This window comes from Streptomyces sp. NPDC046379, assembly GCF_055587785.1.
The window spans coordinates 13,116-28,540 of sequence record NZ_JBVJFP010000024.1; the positions used below are offsets into that span (position 1 = coordinate 13,116).

General features: G+C 73.3%; 14 protein-coding genes. 8 read left to right on the forward strand and 6 right to left on the reverse strand.

What is annotated here, in order from left to right; all coding sequences use genetic code 11:
- Window positions 1-270 precede the first annotated feature (270 nt).
- Complete coding sequence (locus ACZ6KF_RS30540; protein WP_469241329.1) at window positions 271-1,959, reverse strand: hypothetical protein; 1,689 nt, start codon at window positions 1,957-1,959, stop codon at window positions 271-273.
- Window positions 1,960-2,221: 262 nt separating this feature from the next.
- On the opposite strand from ACZ6KF_RS30540, the gene radA reads away from it, so the two are divergent.
- Both radA and disA read left to right on the forward strand, forming a co-directional pair.
- Window positions 2,222-3,631: a DNA repair protein RadA gene (radA, locus tag ACZ6KF_RS30545; protein ID WP_356634931.1), complete on the forward strand. Its 1,410-nt coding sequence runs from the start codon at window positions 2,222-2,224 to the stop codon at window positions 3,629-3,631.
- A gap of 80 nt (window positions 3,632-3,711) precedes the next feature.
- Window positions 3,712-4,836 (forward strand): DNA integrity scanning diadenylate cyclase DisA, encoded by a 1,125-nt coding sequence (gene disA, locus ACZ6KF_RS30550; protein ID WP_356634933.1) that lies wholly within the window; start codon window positions 3,712-3,714, stop codon window positions 4,834-4,836.
- Window positions 4,837-5,111: 275 nt separating this feature from the next.
- On the opposite strand, the gene ACZ6KF_RS30555 is transcribed toward disA, so the two are convergent.
- A complete protein-coding gene (locus tag ACZ6KF_RS30555; protein WP_469241330.1) occupies window positions 5,112-5,975 on the reverse strand; it encodes a hypothetical protein in 864 nt (287 codons plus the stop codon).
- 203 nt (window positions 5,976-6,178) lie between these two features.
- Between ACZ6KF_RS30555 and ACZ6KF_RS30560 the strand changes: the two genes are divergently transcribed.
- The 5 genes from ACZ6KF_RS30560 (at window position 6,179) to cseC (ending at window position 10,741) form a co-directional block, all read left to right on the forward strand.
- Window positions 6,179-7,150: an HhH-GPD family protein gene (locus ACZ6KF_RS30560; RefSeq protein WP_469241332.1), complete on the forward strand. Its 972-nt coding sequence runs from the start codon at window positions 6,179-6,181 to the stop codon at window positions 7,148-7,150.
- A gap of 200 nt (window positions 7,151-7,350) precedes the next feature.
- Window positions 7,351-7,890 (forward strand): SigE family RNA polymerase sigma factor, encoded by a 540-nt coding sequence (locus tag ACZ6KF_RS30565; RefSeq protein ID WP_356634939.1) that lies wholly within the window; start codon window positions 7,351-7,353, stop codon window positions 7,888-7,890.
- Window positions 7,878-8,543: a hypothetical protein gene (locus ACZ6KF_RS30570; protein ID WP_469241334.1), complete on the forward strand. Its 666-nt coding sequence runs from the start codon at window positions 7,878-7,880 to the stop codon at window positions 8,541-8,543. The genes ACZ6KF_RS30565 and ACZ6KF_RS30570 overlap by 13 nt, the downstream gene beginning before the upstream one ends.
- 145 nt (window positions 8,544-8,688) lie before the next feature.
- Window positions 8,689-9,390, forward strand: coding sequence for a two-component system response regulator CseB (gene cseB, locus ACZ6KF_RS30575; RefSeq protein WP_356634943.1), 702 nt, complete (start codon window positions 8,689-8,691; stop codon window positions 9,388-9,390).
- 1 nt (window position 9,391) lies between these two features.
- Window positions 9,392-10,741: a two-component system sensor histidine kinase CseC gene (gene cseC / locus ACZ6KF_RS30580; RefSeq protein WP_469241336.1), complete on the forward strand. Its 1,350-nt coding sequence runs from the start codon at window positions 9,392-9,394 to the stop codon at window positions 10,739-10,741.
- 111 nt (window positions 10,742-10,852) lie between these two features.
- On the opposite strand, the gene ACZ6KF_RS30585 is transcribed toward cseC, so the two are convergent.
- The 3 genes from ACZ6KF_RS30585 to ACZ6KF_RS30595 all read right to left on the reverse strand — a co-directional run bounded on the left by ACZ6KF_RS30585 (window position 10,853) and on the right by ACZ6KF_RS30595 (window position 13,564).
- Window positions 10,853-11,290: a VOC family protein gene (locus ACZ6KF_RS30585; RefSeq protein ID WP_356634947.1), complete on the reverse strand. Its 438-nt coding sequence runs from the start codon at window positions 11,288-11,290 to the stop codon at window positions 10,853-10,855.
- Window positions 11,291-11,355: 65 nt separating this feature from the next.
- The gene (locus tag ACZ6KF_RS30590; RefSeq protein WP_469159624.1) at window positions 11,356-11,814 is read right to left on the reverse strand and encodes a helix-turn-helix transcriptional regulator; all 459 of its coding nucleotides are present in this window, start codon (window positions 11,812-11,814) and stop codon (window positions 11,356-11,358) included.
- A 160-nt stretch (window positions 11,815-11,974) separates the two neighbouring features.
- The gene (locus ACZ6KF_RS30595; RefSeq protein ID WP_469241338.1) at window positions 11,975-13,564 is read right to left on the reverse strand and encodes an MDR family MFS transporter; all 1,590 of its coding nucleotides are present in this window, start codon (window positions 13,562-13,564) and stop codon (window positions 11,975-11,977) included.
- 224 nt (window positions 13,565-13,788) lie between these two features.
- On the opposite strand from ACZ6KF_RS30595, the gene ACZ6KF_RS30600 reads away from it, so the two are divergent.
- Window positions 13,789-14,379 carry a TetR/AcrR family transcriptional regulator gene (locus ACZ6KF_RS30600; RefSeq protein WP_469241340.1) on the forward strand — a complete coding sequence of 197 codons (591 nt, stop codon included), beginning with the start codon at window positions 13,789-13,791 and terminating at the stop codon, window positions 14,377-14,379.
- 30 nt (window positions 14,380-14,409) lie between these two features.
- Here ACZ6KF_RS30600 and ACZ6KF_RS30605 read toward each other — a convergent pair whose 3' ends face one another.
- Window positions 14,410-15,138 (reverse strand): M23 family metallopeptidase, encoded by a 729-nt coding sequence (locus tag ACZ6KF_RS30605; protein WP_356634951.1) that lies wholly within the window; start codon window positions 15,136-15,138, stop codon window positions 14,410-14,412.
- Window positions 15,139-15,425 lie beyond the last annotated feature (287 nt).

Below are 15,425 nucleotides of genomic sequence, written 5' to 3' on the forward strand. Positions count from 1 at the left end.
GGGCCGGGTGGCGAGCGGCGAGTCGCCCCGACCTCGGCGTTTCCGCGTCCGGCGAGCCTCCCGTCCGCAACCCACGGGCCCGCCCGGACCTAGGGGGTGTCTGGCAAATGAGCGCGGGAGAAGGAGCGGCTTCTGGTGCGTGCGATCGCAAGGCGCCGGAGCGCCCTCGTAGCGGAGCTACCAGGGCGGTTCGGCAACGCGGCTGGGGGTGCCTCCTCTGGGGGAGTGCGTGCCAGGAGCCGCGACGCCGCGGGCATTTGTCAGACACCCCTAGGGAGCCGGTGGGCTCGCGGTACCCGCCTCCGACGGTGACGGCGTCGGGTCCGACGTGTCCGGCGGCGTGGAGGCGCTCGGGGTCGGCTCCGGGGGCGGTGGTGACGGTGCGGGCGGAGGACTCGGCGCGGGGGTGGCGGACGGGGTGGATGTCGGGACCGTGAGCGGGGGCCGGTCCAGGGGGCGGCCGGGGCGGACCGGGCGGAAGTCGGGGTTCGTGGGAGCGGGTGCGGTGCCGCGGCCCGCGATGGTGACGACCGCGCCGGCCGGGGAGATCGCCACGCGCGCGGTCCAGCGGCCGGACGGCTCGCGCAGGGGGTCGACGTGCACCCGGACGGTCTGTGACTCGCCGGGGCGGAGCGTTCCCGCCGAGCGGCTCAGGTAGAGCCAGGGGGCTCCGGTCACCGCGGACCAGCGCACGGGGGCGGGGCCGGTGGCGATGAGGGTGATCAGGGTGGTGTCGCCGCGGTGCGCGGCCGTCACCTCCAGCCGGCCCGCGGCGCCCTTGCGGCCGGCGCCGGAGACGCTGACGACCTTCACGGTCACGTCCGGCCGGCCGCCGCGGGAGAAGGGCTCGCCGCGGCTGACGGAGGCGTTGCCGGTGTTCTCGTAGCCGACGGACGGGTCGCCGTCGAGACCGACCGCCCCGTGGTCGCGGCCCGCGGCGGCGCGGCCGTCTGCGCTGTCGCCGCCGAGGGGCGCGCCCCGGTAGGCGGACCACAGGGCCAGGACCGGGGCGGCGACGACGGTGGCGACGACCGTGGTGGTGACGGCACGCGCGCGCAGGCGGTCCCGGCGGGCGGCGCGGTCCTTGGGGTCCATGGGGAAGCCGCGCCGGTCGAAGCGGGGCGCGGTGACGCCCCGCGCGCGCGGGTTCTGGGTCATGGCGGTGTGCAGCGCGGGGCGGGGCGCCTCCAGCACGGGCAGTTCGGCGGGGGTGACTTCGGCGCCGGGCCAGCGGCCGGGGACCGCGCGCTCGGCGGTGCGGCGGCAGCGCGGGCAGTCGTCGACGTGCCGGACCAGTTCACAGCGCAGGGCGGCGCCGAGCACCAGCTGGTGCTCGCCGGTGAGCCGGGCGACGCCGGGACAGCCGCCGGTCTCCACGACGGCGAGGGCCGCGCGGGTGCGCTCGACCTCGCAGGCGGCCGCGGCGAGCAGCTCGCGCGCGGCGGCCGGTTCGAGTCCGAGGACGGCGGCGACCTCATGGGGGGCCAGGTGGTGGCGTACGGAGAGTTCGAGCGCCTCGCGCTGCTCGGGGGTGGTGCCGGCGGCCTCCGGCCAGGCGAGCAGGGCCAGTTCGCGCCGCCGCCGCTCCCGCACCTCCTCGGAGACGGGCGGCGCGGTGGACGCGCCGCCGGCCCGGCGTCTGCGTCTGGCCTCGGCGAGGCCGCGCAGACAGGCCCAGCGGGCGAGCGCGTACAGCCAGGCGCGGCGGTCGCCGGGCGCGTCGGGAGCGCGCTGGCCGCGGCGCTCGGCGACCGCGAGGACCTCGCCGAGGGCGGCGGTGGCCGCGTCGTGATCGCACAGCACGGAAAGGCAGTAGGTGAACAGGCCGTCCAGGTAGGGCTCGTAGCGCGCGGGCGGCCGCTGTGCCAGGGTGCGCGCCGCGGCACGGTCACGCGCCTCGCGTCGCGCCCGGTGTGCGCCGGTCGTGCGGGTCAGGGAGTCCGGGCTGCTGCTCATCACCCGGCGACCGTAGGCGGCGGGAGATGGCTGCTTCCGCCCCCTTGAGCACTTTTAATCCGTACGGGTGAAACGATCCCTCAATCGGGGACGGCAAGCCGATGTTCGCGGGGCCATCGGCGTCGACGGCCGTCCGGTTCACGGTGGTACGCAAGGGTATGCGGGGGGGGTGCGAGGGCGGTTCCGGCGCTTCTCGGACCGGACCCGGGCGCCGGGTCGCCGTGCGGGGAACGCGTTGTCAGTGGGGACGGTTACGGTTTCGTCCATGGCTGCCCGTACGAAGTCCACCAAGGAACGGCCGTCCTACCGCTGCACCGAGTGCGGCTGGCAGACGGCCAAGTGGCTCGGCCGCTGCCCCGAGTGCCAGGCCTGGGGGACGGTCGAGGAGTACGGCACGCCCGCGGTGCGGACCACGGCGCCGGGGCGCGTCACCACGTCCGCGCTGCCCATCGGCCAGGTCGACGGCAGACAGGCGACCGCTCGCACCACCGGCGTGCCCGAGCTGGACCGCGTCCTCGGGGGCGGCCTGGTGCCCGGCGCGGTGGTGCTCGTCGCGGGCGAGCCCGGCGTCGGCAAGTCGACCCTGCTGCTGGACGTGGCGGCGAAGTCGGCGAGCGAGCAGCACCGCACGCTCTATGTGACGGGCGAGGAGTCGGCGAGCCAGGTCCGGCTGCGCGCCGACCGCATCCACGCCATCGACGACCACCTGTATCTCGCCGCGGAGACCGACCTGGCCGCCGTGCTCGGCCACTTGGACGCGGTACGGCCGTCGCTGCTGATCCTCGACTCGGTGCAGACGGTCGCGTCCCCGGAGATCGACGGCGCGCCCGGCGGCATGGCGCAGGTGCGCGAGGTCGCGGGCGCCCTGATCCGGGCCTCCAAGGAGCGCGGCATGTCGACCCTGCTGGTGGGCCACGTCACCAAGGACGGCGCGATCGCCGGCCCGCGCCTGCTGGAGCACCTGGTGGACGTGGTGCTGCACTTCGAGGGCGACCGGCACGCCCGGCTGCGTCTGGTGCGCGGCGTCAAGAACCGGTACGGCACGACGGACGAGGTCGGCTGCTTCGAGCTGCACGACGAGGGCATCACGGGCCTCGCCGACCCGAGCGGGCTGTTCCTGACCCGGCGCGCCGAGCCCGTACCCGGGACCTGTCTGACCGTCACCCTGGAGGGCCGCCGCCCGCTGGTGGCCGAGGTGCAGGCGCTCACCGTCGACTCCCAGATCCCCTCCCCGCGCCGCACCACGTCCGGGCTGGAGACGTCCCGGGTGTCGATGATGCTGGCGGTGCTGGAGCAGCGCGGCCGGATCAGCGCCCTGGGCAAGCGGGACATCTACTCCGCGACGGTCGGCGGCGTGAAGCTGTCCGAGCCGGCGGCGGATCTGGCCATCGCCCTCGCGCTGGCCTCCGCGGCCAGCGACACCCCGTTGCCGAAGAACCTCGTCGCGATCGGCGAGGTGGGCCTCGCGGGCGAGGTCAGACGGGTCACGGGCGTGCAGCGCAGGCTCGCCGAGGCGCACCGTCTGGGCTTCACGCACGCCCTCGTTCCGGGCGATCCGGGCAAGGTTCCGGCCGGGATGAAGGTCCTGGAAGTCGCGGACATGGGGGACGCGCTGAGGGTGCTGCCGCGCTCGCGTCGCCGAGACGCCCCACGGGAGGAGGAGGACCGCCGGTAGACTTTGCCCTGGTCTCGCCCGTCCGTACGACCGAGTGCGCGACACGGGAGCGTCACAGAACCTGCGACCGGAGGAGTGCAGTGGCAGCCAACGACCGGGCAGCAGCTCCCGGAAAGTCCGGTGGGAGTGCCGGTTCCGATGGCCTGATGCGCGCCTCGCTGAGCGCCGTGGCGCCGGGTACGGCCCTGCGCGACGGCCTGGAGCGGGTCCTGCGCGGCAACACGGGCGGGCTGATCGTGCTCGGCTCCGACAAGACCGTCGAGGCCATGTGCACGGGCGGTTTCGTCCTGGACGTCGAGTTCACCGCGACCCGGCTGCGCGAACTGTGCAAGCTGGACGGCGGCATCGTGCTCTCCTCCGACCTGTCGAAGATCCTCCGCGCGGGCGTGCAGTTCGTGCCCGACGCGACGATCCCCACGGAGGAGACCGGCACCCGGCACCGCACGGCGGACCGCGTCAGCAAGCAGGTCGGCTACCCGGTGGTCTCCGTCTCCCAGTCGATGCGGCTGATCGCCCTGTACGTCGACGGCCAGCGCCGCGTCCTGGAGGACTCGGCGGCGATCCTGTCCCGCGCCAACCAGGCCCTGGCGACCCTGGAGCGCTACAAGCTCCGGCTGGACGAGGTCGCGGGCACCCTGTCGGCGCTGGAGATCGAGGACCTGGTCACGGTCCGGGACGTGTCGGCGGTGGCGCAGCGCCTGGAGATGGTCCGCCGCATCGCCACCGAAATCGCCGAATACGTGGTCGAACTGGGCACCGACGGGCGGCTGCTGGCCCTTCAGCTGGACGAGTTGATCGCCGGCGTCGAGCCCGAGCGCGAGCTGGTCGTCCGCGACTACGTCCCCGAGCCCACCGCCAAGCGCTCGCGCACGGTGGACGAGGCGCTGGCCGAGCTGGACGCCCTCTCCCACGCCGAGCTGCTGGAACTGTCCACGGTGGCGAAGGCGTTGGGGTACACCGGCTCGCCCGAGGCGCTGGACTCGGCGGTGTCGCCGCGCGGCTTCCGGCTGCTGGCCAAGGTGCCGCGGCTGCCCGGCGCGATCATCGACCGTCTCGTGGAGCACTTCGGCGGGCTCCAGAAGCTGCTCGCCGCGAGCGTGGACGATCTCCAGGCGGTGGACGGCGTGGGCGAGGCCCGGGCCCGCAGCGTCCGCGAGGGCCTGTCCCGCCTGGCGGAGTCGTCGATCCTGGAACGGTACGTCTGAGACGTACGTCCGGGTGGGGCGCCTGACCCCGGTCCGGGCGGGCGCCCGAGCCCGGTCCGGGCGGGCGCCCGGGTGCTGTCCGGGCGGGACGCCTGCGCCGGACGCCTGGGACGACGGACCTCGCTGAGCGGAACACCCGAGGACGGCCCCGCACGGCGGCGCGCAGGCGCCGTACGTCCTTCAGCCCCGTACACCCGGGGACGGCCCGCGGCCCGGCCGGCCGAGCCGGTCGCCGTCAGCCGCGCACATCGGGCGTCGGTCGCGCAGGCCGGGCGTCAGTCGGCGTCGAGCACGAACGACGTCCGGACCTTGGCGAACCCGGCCGGCTTCGCCTCCACCAGGTACGTGCCCGCGGCGGCCGACCCGGCCGACGGCGTCGCGCAGTGCGGGGCGCTCGGCCTGCGGTCCCACTCCACGGTGTAGGTGATGCTGCTGCCAGCCGGCACCCGGTAGACCAGGCTGCCCGGGCCCTCGGGGCAGTGGGCGGACGACCAGTAGGTGTCCTCGCTCGTGGCCTGAGAGACCGTCAGGACCGTTGCCTTCGGGCCGAGATCGACCTTGCAGTCGCCGCCGGAGGTGTTCCGCGCCGTCAGCCGGAACGCGGGCGTCTGGTCGGGCGAGTAGGAGTTGCGCACGCTGCGCAGGGTCAGCTTCACCGCGTTCGCCGTGCAGTCGGGCAGCGAGGAGCCGGCCGGCAGGGTGTCGCCCGTGCCGACGGCGCCGCCCGAAGCCCCGGCCGCCGAGCCGCCGCCCGAGCCACCGGCGCCGCCCGCCCCGGAACCGTCCGCGGACCCGGACCCGGACCCCGAGCCGTCACCGGAGCCGTCGCCCGACCCCGGGCCGCCGTCACCGGCGCTCGGCGTACCGCCCGGGCCCGCCGTGTCCCCGTCGCCGGACTCGTCCCGCCCGCCCGGCGCCTCGCTGATCGCGGGACCCGAACCGGACGGCCCCGGCGTGATCGAGGAAGCGGGATTCTTGCCGTTCGACCCGTCGGCGCCGTTGTCGCCGCCCCCGCCGCCCGAGGTGAGCACCCAGGCGATCAGCAAGGCCATGAGGGCCAACACGGACAGCAGAACGGCCCTCCGTCGCCAGTAGATGGAGGAGGGAAGCGGCCCGACCGGATTGCGCAGAGATCCCACGGCGCAAACTGTACGAGAGATCGGTGCGTTCACCGGCGTCACCCGCCGCCACACACGCATCTTTTCCGGATCATCATCTCGGAAACGCGCCCTGCGGGAGCGCGAGTTCACAGCCGTGGGGCACCACCGCCGCGTCGCCCCGACCCGCCCCACCCCGCCGTACCGCGGTCCGCGGCGGGCGACGTGGCAGGATCGGAACCGCCATGACTGCGCCCACGAAGCCCACGCCCCCGCCCGCCCCCACGCCCCCGCAGGCCGCCCCCTGCGCCGCCGGCCCGCCCCGCGGCGCGGACCCGCACTCCCCCGTCGACCTGCACTCCCCCGTCATCGCCTGGTTCGACGAGCACGCGCGCGACCTGCCCTGGCGGCACCCGGAGGCGGGCGCGTGGGGCGTGATGGTGAGCGAGTTCATGCTCCAGCAGACCCCGGTGAACCGCGTACTGCCGGTCTACGAGCAGTGGCTGGCCCGCTGGCCCCGCCCCGCCGACCTCGCCAAGGAGGCGCCCGGCGAGGCCGTCCGCGCCTGGGGACGGCTCGGCTATCCGCGCCGCGCGCTGCGGCTGCACGGGGCGGCGGTCGCCATAACGGAACGGCACGGCGGCGACGTGCCCACCGACCACGCCCAGTTGCTCGCGCTTCCCGGCATCGGCGAGTACACGGCGGCGGCCGTGGCGTCGTTCGCGTACGGGCAGCGGCACGCGGTCCTGGACACCAACGTGCGCCGGGTGCTGGCGCGTGCCGTGACCGGTGTGCAGTACCCGCCGAACGCCACCACCGCCGCCGAACGCCGGCTCGCCCGCGCGCTGCTGCCCGAGGACGAGACGGTCGCCGCCCGCTGGGCCGCCGCCTCCATGGAGCTGGGCGCGCTGGTGTGCACGGCCAGGAACGAGACGTGCCATCGCTGCCCGATCGCCGACCGCTGCGTGTGGCGGCTGGCCGGCAAGCCCGAGCACGACGGGCCGCCGCGGCGCGGACAGACGTACGCCGGCACCGACCGCCAGGTGCGCGGCAAGCTGCTCGCCGTCCTGCGCGAGGCGCACGCCCCGGTCCCGCAGGCCGCGCTGGACCGGGTGTGGCACGAGCCGGTGCAGCGCGCCCGCGCCCTGGACGGCCTGGTCGCGGACGGCCTGGTGGAGCCGCTGCCGGACGGGATGTACCGGCTGCCACTGAGCTGACGTACGGACGGTTACCCCAAAACGGCGTCAATCACCGCATGACGCCGCCTCGTTCCGCTTGCTGTTACACAACCGACGGACAGTCGAGCGCTCTCCGCAGGCTCGCGCGCACAGCCTCGTGACAGGTCGTCCGTAGGTTCGTCCCTGAGCCCGCGAGGGCTGCTGTGCCGAGGGGACAACGGGGACGGAGGCGGTTGATCATGACGCAGGGCGAGGTGCTCGAGTTCGAGGAGTACGTCCGCACCCGGCAGGACGCGCTGTTGCGCAGCGCCCGGCGTCTGGTGCCGGACCCGGTCGACGCCCAGGACCTGCTCCAGACCGCGCTGGCGCGGACGTACGGCCGCTGGGACGGCATCGCCGACAAGCGGCTGGCGGACGCCTATCTGCGCCGGGTGATGATCAACACGCGGACCGAGTGGTGGCGGGCGCGGAAGCTGGAGGAGGTGCCCACCGAGCAGCTCCCGGACGCGTCCGTGGCGGACTCCACCGAGCAGCACGCCGACCGCGCCCTGCTGATGGACGTCCTGAAGGTGCTCGCCCCGAAGCAGCGCAGCGTGGTGGTGCTGCGACACTGGGAGCAGATGTCCACGGAGGAGACGGCCGCCGCCCTCGGCATGTCGGCCGGAACGGTCAAGAGCACGCTGCACCGGGCGCTCGCACGGCTCCGCGAGGAGCTCCAGGCCCGCGATCTGGACGCACGCGCGCCGAAGCGTGAGGAGCGGGAGCGTTGCGCGGCCTGACCGGCCCAGAAGCCAGACCTGCCCGAGCCCGCTTCCCGGTGGCGTCCCCGGCGGTCGCCGGGTGCGCCGCCCTCGCCCTCGCGCTCACCGCGTGCGCGGCCGGCGGCACCGGCGCACGCGACGAGGGCCCGGCGCACGCCGACGCGTTCGGCGGCGCCGGCGTCACCTCCGCCGCCTCGGCCACGACCCGGCCCCGGGCGCTGGACCGTGCCGCCGCGGTGGAACTCCTCAGGGCCGACCCGGCCGTCTCCGCGGCCGTCAAGCGCGGCCTGACGCCCTGCTACGGCGACGAGTACCCGGTCGACCTCTCCTACGGCAACCTCACCGGGGGCCCGGCCGACGACGTCGTCGTCAACGTGGTGACGTGCAGTGACGTCGTCGGCATCGGCACGTACGTCTACCGCGACGAGGACGGCGTCCACCGCAACGTCTTCCGCGCGGAGGAGCCGCCCGTCTACGCGGAGATCGACCGCGGGGACCTGGTCGTGACCAAGCAGGTGTACGAGAAGGGCGACCCGGTGTCGAGTCCGTCCGGGGAGAACGTGATCACCTACCGCTGGAACGCCGGCCGGTTCACCGAGGAGTTCCGCACCCACAACGACTACAGCACGGTCGTCGGGGGCGAGCCGCCCGCGCCCCCCGAGAGCGGCTGACGGCACCGGAAAGCGGCTGACGGCCCCAGGAGAGCGGCCGACGGCACCGGAAAGCGGCTGGCGGCCCCAGGAGAGCGGCCGACGGCACCCGAGAACAGTTGACGGCACTGACGGCACCCGACGGTCAAGGACTGAGAGCACCCGGATGGCAGACCAGACCCACGTTCTGTTCGTCGAGGACGACGACGTCATCCGCGAGGCCACCCAGCTCGCCCTGGAGCGGGACGGCTTCGCGGTCACCGCCATGCCCGACGGGCTGTCCGGTCTGGAGGCGTTCCGCGCGAACCGGCCCGACATCGCGCTGCTGGACGTCATGGTCCCCGGCCTCGACGGGGTCAGCCTGTGCCGGCGGATCCGGGACGAGTCGACGGTGCCGGTGATCATGCTGTCGGCTCGGGCCGACGCCATCGACGTGGTGCTGGGTCTGGAGGCGGGGGCCGACGACTACGTGACCAAGCCGTTCGACGGTGCGGTGCTGGTCGCCCGGATCCGCGCGGTGCTGCGCCGCTTCGGGCACGCGAGCGGCGGCCGGGGCGAACGGCAGGCGGCCGGGGCGGTCGAGGGGCCGCTGACCTTCGGCGATCTGGAGGTCGACACCGAGGGCATGGAGGTGCGCCGGGCCGGCCTGCCGGTGGCGCTCACCCCGACCGAGATGCGGCTGCTGCTGGAGTTCTCCTCGGCGCCGGGCACGGTGCTCTCCCGTGACAGGCTGCTGGAGCGCGTCTGGGACTACGGCTGGGGCGGGGACACACGCGTGGTCGACGTCCATGTGCAGCGGCTGCGGACCAAGATCGGACAGGACCGGATCGAGACGGTCCGGGGCTTCGGCTACAAACTCAAGGGCTGAGATGTGGGGGACGGTCCGCCGGCTGATACCGGCGCGCGTGGAGCGCGCGGACCTGCGCACGGGGCTCAGATGGAAGCTGAGCGCGGCGATCGCGCTGGTCGGCGCGCTGGTCGCGGTCGCGCTCAGTCTGGTCGTGCACAACGCGGCCCGCGTCTCGATGCTGGACAACGCCCGTGACCTCGCGGACGAGCGGGTGCAGATCGCGCAGCGCAACCACGAGCTGTCCGGGCGGCCGAACTTCCCGGGCGTCCGCATCGACGACCCCCGGCTCCCCGCCGAGCTGCGGCGCAAGGTGGAGGCGGGGCGCAGGGCGACGTTCGTGGCCGACTCGCCGGGCGGGCCGCCGGACATCTGGGCCGCCGTGCCGCTCAAGGACGGGCGGGTGATGTCCCTGCACACCGGGTTCACCGACCGCAGCACCGACATCCTCAAGGACCTGGACCAGGCGCTGGTCATCGGCTCCACCGCGGCCGTGCTCGGGGGCAGCGCGCTCGGCGTGCTGATCGGCGGGCAGCTGTCGCGGCGTCTGCGCAAGGCCGCCGCCGCCGCGAACCGGGTCGCCAGGGGGGAGCCGCAGGTGCGGGTGCGGGAGGCCATCGGCGGGGTGGTCCGCGACGAGACCGACGACCTGGCGCGGGCCGTCGACGCGATGGCGGACGCGCTGCAGCAGCGGCTGGAGGCCGAGCGCCGGGTCACCGCCGACATCGCGCACGAGCTGCGCACCCCGGTCACCGGGCTGCTCACGGCGGCCGAGCTGTTGCCGCCGGGCCGCCCGACCGAGCTGGTGCTGGACCGGGCCAAGGCCATGCGCACGCTGGTGGAGGACGTGCTGGAGGTGGCCCGGCTGGACGGCGCCTCGGAGCGGGCGGAGCTGCAGGATCTGATGCTGGGCGAGTTCGTGGCCCGGCGGGTGGCGGTGAAGGACCCGGACATCGTGGTGGACGTCGTGCACGAGTCCGAGGTGACGACCGACCCGCGGCGCCTCGAACGGGTGCTGTTCAACCTGCTCGCCAACGCGGCCCGGCACGGCAGGCCGCCGGTCGAGGTCACCGTCGAGGGCCGGGTGATCCGGATCCGCGACCACGGCCCCGGGTTCCCGGAGGACCTGCTCGCCGAGGGCCCGAGCCGCTTCCGCACCGGCAGCCGGGACCGCGCCGGGCAGGGGCACGGCCTGGGCCTGACCATCGCGGCCGGTCAGGCGCGGGTGATGGGGGCGCGGCTCACCTTCCGCAACGTTCGCCCGCCGGGCGCGCCCGCGGACGCGCCGGCCGAGGGCGCGGTGGCGCTGCTGTGGCTGCCGGAGCACGCGCCGACGAACACCGGGAGCTTTCCGGCGCTGCGCGGACGCTGAGAGGGGCCGGCCGTACGTTGACGGCCCCCGACGCCGAGTGCTGCCCTCAGCCCGGACGCCGAGAGCAGCCCGAGCCCTCGGGGCAGCCCGCACGCCGGGGCGGGTCGGCGCTCAGCAGCCGAAGTCCTTGGAGAAGTCCAGCTGCTCGCTCCGCTCGGTCAGCGAGTACCAGTTGCCGTTGTCGTCGCGGAAGATCGCCTCGACGCCGTACGGCCGCTCCTGCGGCTCCTGGAGGAACTCCACGCCCCGGGCGCGGAACGTCTCGTAGTCCCCCCGGCAGTCGTCCGTGCGGAACGCGCCCGCGCCGATGACGCCCTTGGCGACCAGCTTCTTCAGCGCCTCGGCGGACTCGGCGTCCAGGCCGGGGCCGTCCAGGCTCATCAGCGCCAGCTCGACGTCCGGCTGCCCCTTCGCCGCGACGGTGACCCAGCGCATGTCGCCCAGGGGCACCTCGCTGCGCACCTCGAAGCCGAGTTTCTCGGTGAAGAACGCCTTGGTGCGCTGCTGGTCGAAGGTCCATACGGTGGCGATGCCCAGGCCTGTGATCATGGCGGTGTCTCCCGTCGCCGACGAACGCGGACGCACATGCGGGTGCTGTGCTGTTCCCCTGCTCGTCACCGTAGGCACGGAGGCGGTCGGCGCGCTTCTTCGGAATTGCGGCGCGAGCCGTCTTCGGCGGTGCGGCGCGGGAAGCCGCCGGCCCAGAGCATCGCGTAGCAGCCGGGTATGAGGGACGCGCCGGCCCGGACGTGCGCGGCGCGGTACGCGCTCGGGGAGAGGCCGGTGCGGGTCCGGAAGCGGGCGGAGAAGGTGCCGAGGCTGCTGAAGCCGACCAGGTGGCAGATCTCGGTCACACTGAGGTCGGCGCCGCGCAGCAGTTCCTCGGCCCGCTCGATACGGCGGTGGGTGAGGTATTGGCCGGGCGTCTCGCCGTACGCCTCCTTGAAGGCGCGCAGGAAGTGGAAGCGCGAGTAGCCGGCGTGGGCGGCCACCGCGTCGAGGTCGAGGCCGGGGTCGGCCCAGTCGCGGTCCATGGCGTCCTTCGCCAGCCGCAGCCGGCGCATCTTGTCCATGGCCCGATGGTGGCACGCGCCACTGACACCGGGCCCCGGCTCCCGCCTCCGCTGACACCGCCTCGGCCCACACCGACTGGCCCGCCTCGGCCCGCACCGCCTGCGCCCACGCCGAATGGCCCGCCTCCGTTCCCACCGCCTCGGCCCGAACCGCCTCCGCTCACACCGCCTCGGCCACGGACGGCTTCGTCGGCGCGTCGTCCTCGGCCGGCCGCGGCCCGGCCGGGCCGGCCCCCTTGAGCGGGACCTCCTTCACGAAGACCGCCGCGATCAGCGCGAGCAGCGCCACCGCCGCGCCCAGCAGGAAGGCCCCGTGCGTGCCCGCGGTGACCGCGTGCTGGTACGCCTCCCGCACGTCGGCCGGGAGCTTGGCGAGGCCTGCCGCGTCGACCTGGGCGGACTGCTCGGTGAGCCGGGAGCCCAGCGCCCCCGCCCGCTCGGCCATGACCTCCTGGACGCGGTGGTTGAACAGCGCGCCCATGATCGCCACGCCGAAGGAGGAGCCGAGGGTGCGGAAGAGGGTCGCGGAGGAGGAGGCGACGCCCATGTCCTTCATCTCGACGCTGTTCTGCGCGACCAGCATCGTGATCTGCATCAGACAGCCCATGCCGAGGCCGACCACGGCCATGTACACACCGGAGGTGAGCCGCGAGGTCTCCGTGTCCATCAGGGAGAGCAGATACAGCCCGAGCACCAGCAGCGCGCCGCCCGCCAGCGGGAAGATCTTGTACCGGCCGGTCTGCGTGGTCACACGTCCGGCGACCATCGAGGTCACCAGCATCGCGCCGAGCATCGGCAGGAGCAGCAGCCCGGAGTTGGTCGCGGACGCGCCCTGCACCGACTGCTGGTAGAACGGCAGGAAGAGCGTCGCGCCGAACATCACGAAGCCGGTGATGAAGCCGATGACCGACATGAGGGTGAAGTTGCGGCTGCGGAAGATGTGCAGCGGCAGGATCGGCTCGGGGGCCCTGGTCTGCCAGTACACGAACCCGGCGAGCGCGGCGACGCCGATGCCGGTCAGTTCCATGATCAGCGCGGACGTCCAGGCGTACTCGGTGCCGCCCCAGGTGGTGACGAGCACGATCGCGGTGATGCCGATGGTGAGCAGCACGGCGCCGGGGTAGTCGATCCGGGCCTGCGACCGCTTCTTCGGCAGGTGCAGCACCGCGCTGACGGCGGCCAGCGCGATCGCGCCGAGCGGCAGGTTGATGTAGAAGGTCCAGCGCCAGCCCCAGTGGTCGGTGATGGTGCCGCCGACCAGCGGGCCGCCGATCATGGCCAGCGCCATGACGCCGGCCATCATGCCCTGGTACTTGCCGCGCTCCCGGGGCGGCACCAGATCGCCGATGATCGCCATCACGCCGACCATCAGACCGCCCGCGCCGAGGCCCTGCACCGCGCGGAAGGCGATCAGCTGGCCCATGTCCTGGGCCATGCCGCTGAGCACGGAGCCGGCCAGGAAGATCACGATGGAGTTCAGGAAGGCGCCCTTGCGCCCGTACAGGTCGCCGAGCTTGCCCCAGATCGGGGTGGAGGCGGCGGTGGCGAGGGTGTAGGAGGTGACCACCCAGGACAGATGCTCCAGACCGCCCAGTTCGCCGACGATCGTCGGCATCGCGGTGCCGATGATCATGTTGTCGAGCATCGCGAGCATCATCGCGATCATCAGGGCGAGCAGGACGACCCGCACGCTCCTCGGCCGTTTCCCGGTGTCGTCGGGGTGCTCCGCACCCGTCGATATCTGCGCCACGACTTTCCCCGCCCCCTGCTACTGACTTGCCGACCGGCTAGTTGACTACACTCATGGAAGCTAGGGGCGTAACTTGCCGGTCGTCAAGTAAGTATGTGGTGAGACTGCGTATGCGGTGAGACGCAGATCCGGTCAGGCGAAGATCTGACGGACGGAGTTCTGGACGGACGAAGCGCCGTGGACGGACGACGTTCCGGACACGCGAGGAGACGAAGGGTCTGAGCATGGGCGGCACCACGGGCGAGGGCGCCAGACAGCGGCGCCGCGGGGACACCCGTCAGCGCATCCAGGACGTGGCCCTCGGACTCTTCGCCGAGCAGGGCTACGAGAAGACGTCCCTGCGCGAGATCGCCGAGCGCCTCGACGTCACCAAGGCCGCGCTCTACTACCACTTCAAGACGAAGGAAGAGATCATCGTCAGCGTCTTCGCGGACCTGACGAAGCCGATCGAGGACCTGATCGCGTGGGGCGCCGGACAACCGCACACGCTGGAGACCAAGCGGGAGATCCTGCACCGCTACAGCGCGCTGCTGGCCGACGCGGCCCCGCTGTTCCGCTTCATGCAGGAGAACCAGGCGACGCTGCGCGAACTGCGCATCGGCGACGCCTTCAAGGAGCGCATGAGCGGGCTGCTCGGCATCCTCGTCGACCCGGACGCCTCCCTGACCGACCAGGTGCGCTGCGTCAGCGCGATCGTCACGATGCACGCCGGCATGTACTGGGCCCAGGACCTCGAAGGCGACCTCGAGGACAAGCGCAGGGCCGTCCTCGAGGTCGCCTTCGACATGGTGACCCAGGCGCACCGTCACGCCTGATCACCGTCACGCCCGGTCATCCGGTTCCGGTCAGAGGGTGACGCCCTTGCCGCGCAGGAACTTCACCGGGTCGACCGCGGTGCCGTAGTTGGCGGTCGTACGGATCTCGAAGTGCAGGTGCGGACCGCTGGAGTTGCCGGTGTTGCCGGACAGGGCGATGCGCTGGCCGGTCTTGACGATTTGACCGACCTTGACGTCGACGCGCGAGAGGTGCGCGTACTGCGAGTAGGTCCCGTTGCCGTGCTTGACGACCACCGCGTTGCCGTACGCGGGACCGTCGCCGGCGCCGTTGCCGCCGGCCTTGACGACGGTGCCGCCGTGGATGGCGACGACCTTGGTGCCGGTCGGCACGGCGAAGTCCTGGCCGCTGTGGGTGGACTGCCACATGCCGCCGGCCTGCGCGTAGCTGGCGCTCAGCTTGTAGGACGTCACCGGGTCGACCCAGGAGGCGGCCTTCTTGGCGGGCGCCTTCTTGGCCGTGGCCTTGGTGTTGGCGGCGGCGGCCTTCGCCGTCTTCGCCTTGACGGCCTTGGCCTTGGCGACCTTCGCCTGCGCCGCCTTCGCCTGGGCCGCGGCCTGCGCCTTGACGGCGCCGGCGACGCCCGACGTGGCGGTGGTGGCCGTGGTGGCGGTGGTGTTGGCGGCGGCCGCGACCCCGGCGCCCAGTACGGCGGAGGCGCCCAGACCGGCGGCCAGTACGGCCGCGCGGGTGCGGAGCAGCGACGTACGGGTGGAAAGGGACGTGACACGCGTAGACATAGGGAACCTCGTGGCTTGGGGACGGTGAGAACCACCCGGCGAACAGGACGTCCGCCCGGCTGGCCATCCCTTGGTAACCCCCGGGACACCTCATCCCAAAACGTGTGACCTACGACGTTGTCTAGTAGTTCCCCATCAAACCTGATGATGTTGACATAGCCGCCATTCCGGACGGAAACCGCGAAATCAGGGCGTCGATCCCTACCAGATGGAAGAGATGTCCGTTTTGCCCCAGAGGGCTCTCCACTATTCCGTCTAGTAAGTGACGCAGGTCCTGTGCGCCATGT